General features: G+C 33.5%; 4 protein-coding genes. All 4 read right to left on the bottom strand.

The window, feature by feature from the left end; all coding sequences use genetic code 11:
- Positions 1-400: 400 nt before the first annotated feature.
- The gene (lysS, locus tag RPL90_RS08030; protein ID WP_313547559.1) at positions 401-1,888 is read right to left on the bottom strand and encodes a lysine--tRNA ligase; all 1,488 of its coding nucleotides are present in this window, start codon (positions 1,886-1,888) and stop codon (positions 401-403) included.
- Positions 1,889-2,358: 470 nt separating this feature from the next.
- Positions 2,359-2,838 (bottom strand): 2-amino-4-hydroxy-6-hydroxymethyldihydropteridine diphosphokinase, encoded by a 480-nt coding sequence (gene folK / locus RPL90_RS08025; RefSeq protein WP_313547557.1) that lies wholly within the window; start codon positions 2,836-2,838, stop codon positions 2,359-2,361.
- Positions 2,838-3,203: a dihydroneopterin aldolase gene (gene folB / locus RPL90_RS08020; protein ID WP_313547555.1), complete on the bottom strand. Its 366-nt coding sequence runs from the start codon at positions 3,201-3,203 to the stop codon at positions 2,838-2,840. The genes folK and folB overlap by 1 nt, the downstream gene beginning before the upstream one ends.
- Positions 3,181-3,984 (bottom strand): dihydropteroate synthase, encoded by an 804-nt coding sequence (folP, locus tag RPL90_RS08015; RefSeq protein WP_313547554.1) that lies wholly within the window; start codon positions 3,982-3,984, stop codon positions 3,181-3,183. Before folP ends, folB begins: the two co-directional genes overlap by 23 nt.
- Between the last annotated feature and the right edge of the window lie 128 nt (positions 3,985-4,112).

Raw genomic sequence — 4,112 nt, 5'->3', positions numbered from 1 at the left:
TTAACTTACTTTATTAATAATACACGCTTTATTCATTGATTTCAATAGTTAATTTTACACTTTGAAATAACTTTTTAATATGTATGTAATGTAAGTTCAAACTTTTAATCGTTTGTTTTTTGCGACTTTTATATGATACTTGAATTCGTAATCTTTGTCAATACTTTTATCAAAGTATTTTTTTACAAAGCAATAACGTCTATAACTTTTCTCGACCTGAATAAGTTTATCACATATTCATATATATTTCTATTCCTTTTTCCCTTAAATTTTATCTTTTATGTGTAATTATGCGAACAAAGTAACTTTAAAGGCTTATTTTTACATACTTAATCATTCATATATACAATAAAAAAGCAGTCTCTCCACTAAGTTATGGAAAAACTGCTTTATTTGGCTATTATTTTTGTCTCATGTAAGGGAATAATAACACGTCTCTAATTGAAGCTGCGTTTGTTAATAACATTACAAGTCGATCTATACCAATTCCTAATCCACCTGTTGGAGGCATGCCATATTCTAAAGCTTCGATGAAGTCTTCGTCCATTTCATGTGCTTCATCATTACCTTCTGCTTTTTCTACTAATTGAGCTTCAAATCTTTCTCTTTGATCAATTGGATCATTAAGTTCAGTAAATGCATTGCCATGTTCTCTACCTACGATAAATAATTCAAAACGATCAGTAAATCTTGGATCTTCTGGATTTTTCTTTGCTAATGGTGATATTTCAATTGGGTGTCCGTAAATAAATGTAGGTTGAATTAATGTTTCTTCTACTTTTTGTTCAAAGAACTCATTTAATATATGACCATATTTCATAGAACTAGTAATTTCGATACCGTGTTCTTTAGCTAAGTTTTTAGCTTCTTCTGTAGTTTCTACTTCATAGAAGTTAACACCAGTAACCTCTTTTACAGCATCAACCATGTGCACGCGTTTCCAGCTTGACTCTAAGTCTATAGTATCTTCACCATATTGTACTTTGGCAGTACCTAGTACATTTTGAGCAATCTCTCTAATCATAGACTCTGTTAAGTCCATAATATCTACATAGTCAGCATACGCTTCATATAGTTCGATCATAGTGAATTCAGGGTTGTGTCTAGTAGAAACACCTTCGTTTCTAAATACACGTCCAATTTCGTATACTTTTTCAAGTCCACCAACAATTAAACGTTTTAAGTGCAACTCAATTGCAATACGCATATACAATGTAGCATCTAAGGCATTGTGATGTGTTACGAAAGGTCTAGCAGCAGCACCACCAGCAATTTGGTGCATCATCGGTGTTTCTACTTCTAAGAATCCTTTTTTGTTTAAATAGTTACGCATTTCTTGTAAGATTTTACTACGGTTAATAAATGTTTGCGTACTATCTTGATTTGTAATTAAATCTAAGTAACGTTGGCGGTAACGTTGTTCGATATCTTGTAAACCGTGGAATTTATCTGGTAATGGTCTTAATGCTTTTGTTAATAAAGTGAAAGATTTAGCTTTTACTGATAATTCACCTGTATTTGTTTTGAACATCACGCCTTCAACACCAACTATATCACCTAGGTCAGTGCCTTTCCATAAATCAAATTGCTCTTCTCCAATTTGATCTTTTCTTACATAGATTTGGATTTGACCTGATAAGTCTTGTACATGGGCGAATCCAGCTTTACCTTTACCTCTTTTAGTCATTAAGCGTCCAGCGATCACTACGCTACTTTCATCTTCTTTTTCATGTAATTCCTCTTTAGATAAATGATCCCATTCGTCATGTAGACCTTCAGCTGTAGCTGAACGATCGAATCGTTTTCCAAAAGGATCAATACCTAAATCATATAGTTCTTGCATTTTTTGACGGCGGACCTGCATTTGGTCATTCATTTCTTCTGACATTAACTTTCTCTCCTTTATGCTTGTTGTACTACTTGGACATTTCTTAGCTTTGAATGCTTGTAATATAACTATCAGTTGTTTGTTCTGTTTCGGCTTACCCTGACTCATTTCTTACCGCACCATTACTATAAACACCATTTTGATATCTTGAATCATGCTTACATATTTCCATAACGCCAACTTTTTTACTATTTAATTCTACTAGACGATGTCAATGTAATAAAGCAATTTCTACTTTAATTTGTATTGTTGTTTGAATAATGATTTTTCTAGATTCTAAATAATGTACTGTCCTTCGCATTATTTAATAGAATTACTTAGTCAATCACTATTTATTCTCTACATTATACTTACATTAAATTACTTTATAGTACACCTGAGTAAGAAAATCACTAACATCAAGTATCGAAGCAAGAACTATTTTAATACTTAGTTTCTTAACTTCAATCCAAACATTACGTTTTATGTTCTCATTCTTTATATTTCCTCACTGTATCATCAGGTATAACTAACTCACCAATACTTAATTGCGTGCGAGGTTCGATGACATCTGCTGCTATATCATTTAATGGTGTTAAGACAAATGCTCTTTCCCTCATTCTTGGGTGAGGCACTGTCAAAGTTTCTTCTTCGATAATGTCATTCTCATATAACAAAATATCTACGTCTAACGTTCTCGGTCCCCAACGAATATCTCTAACACGATGCAATTGTTGTTCAGTATAAAAACATTGTTGTAACAATTGTTGTGGTGTCAATGTTGTCTTCACTTCAACACATAAATTTAAAAAGTTTGGTTGCTCTACGTAACCTACTGGTTCAGTTTCATAAACTGGTGAAATTTGTGAAACTTGCACACCATCAACATTATCCAAAATCTTTATAGCAGATTCTAATTGTTCTAATCTATCTCCTACATTACTACCCAAACCTAAATATGCTGTTTTCATCAATGATTTCTCCTCACGATTTCTACACCTACACCGTCATAATAACCTTGTATTGGAGGATTTTTTTTAGTAATGCTCACTTTAGTTTCCATTACACGATTATAGTGTGAATTTATACGTTTTGCAATATGTTCAGCTAGATGCTCTAATAAGTTCACCGGTGGACCTTCCATAATAGCTTTAACATCTTCAAAGACTTCGCCGTAATGTACAGTATCTAATACGTCATCGGATATACCTGCCTCTGTTAAATCTACACTCAACGTAATATCTACAATAAAGATTTGCCCTATTTTATTTTCTTCAGGTAACGCACCATGATATCCGTAAAACTGTAAACCTTTAAGAAAAACCGTGTCGCTCATCTTCATTCTCCTTTAAAAAATCCATACTTTGACCAATACGTACATTTAATCCTACATTATGCACTCTTACGCCACTAATACCTTTCATTATACCATACGCAGTTGTAGCTGCTGTTGCTTCGTCTCGTTCCGTTGGCACAGTATCTTGACCAATCATTTCTTTAACGAACCGTTTTCTACTAGTAGCCAATAACACTGGATATTCTGTCGCTACTAATTCGTCTAACCTAGCCATTACTTCTTGTTCTTCTTGGCGTGTTTTAGCAAATCCAATACCTGGATCTATCCATATTTTATGTTTTGGTATACCTGCCATTTCGGCTTTGTTGGCTTGCTTTAATAAATATACCAACATCTCATCCATGACGGGCTCATTTCTTTTGCCATCGCCATTGTGCATTAATACAATTTCACATTCATATTTTGCAACAATATCTATCATTTTACCATCGTATAAACCTGCCCATTGATCATTAATCATTGTAGCACCGGCTTGTATCGCTGCTTCAGCTACTTCACTTCTAAAAGTATCGACTGACAATTGAACATCGTAACGCATCAATGCTTTGATAACAGGAATAACTCTATTTATTTCCTCTTCTATAGAAACTTCTTCGTGACCAGGCCTCGTCGAAACGCCACCAACGTCAACGATATGTACGCCTTCGTCAATCATTGCTTCAACACGTTTCATCGCTGTTTCTATTTGATTAAATTGTCCTCCATCCGAAAAAGAATCTGGTGTTACGTTTAAAATGCCCATGATTTTAGTATGACTCACAGTCCTCTTCCTTTCATTTACAGAAATTTACTAACTAAATGAAACATTATTATGTCTATAATAACGTGATTTGCTATTTTTTTCAGTATGCAATACTTATAAATTTATTGCCACATACAGTATTTATA

The sequence above is a fragment of the Staphylococcus kloosii genome, from assembly GCF_032139365.1.
Lineage (GTDB): Bacteria > Bacillota > Bacilli > Staphylococcales > Staphylococcaceae > Staphylococcus > Staphylococcus kloosii_A.
The sequence above is the reverse complement of the archived record's forward strand: the minus strand, read 5'-3'. Positions and strand labels throughout refer to the sequence as shown.

Excerpts from the sequence above, each read along its gene's own strand:
- folK (WP_313547557.1), bottom strand. The coding sequence starts at position 2,838 with ATGAAAACAGCATATTTAGGTTTGGGTAGTAATGTAGGAGATAGATTA.
- folB (WP_313547555.1), bottom strand. The coding sequence starts at position 3,203 with ATGAGCGACACGGTTTTTCTTAAAGGTTTACAGTTTTACGGATATCAT.
- lysS (WP_313547559.1), bottom strand. The coding sequence starts at position 1,888 with ATGTCAGAAGAAATGAATGACCAAATGCAGGTCCGCCGTCAAAAAATG.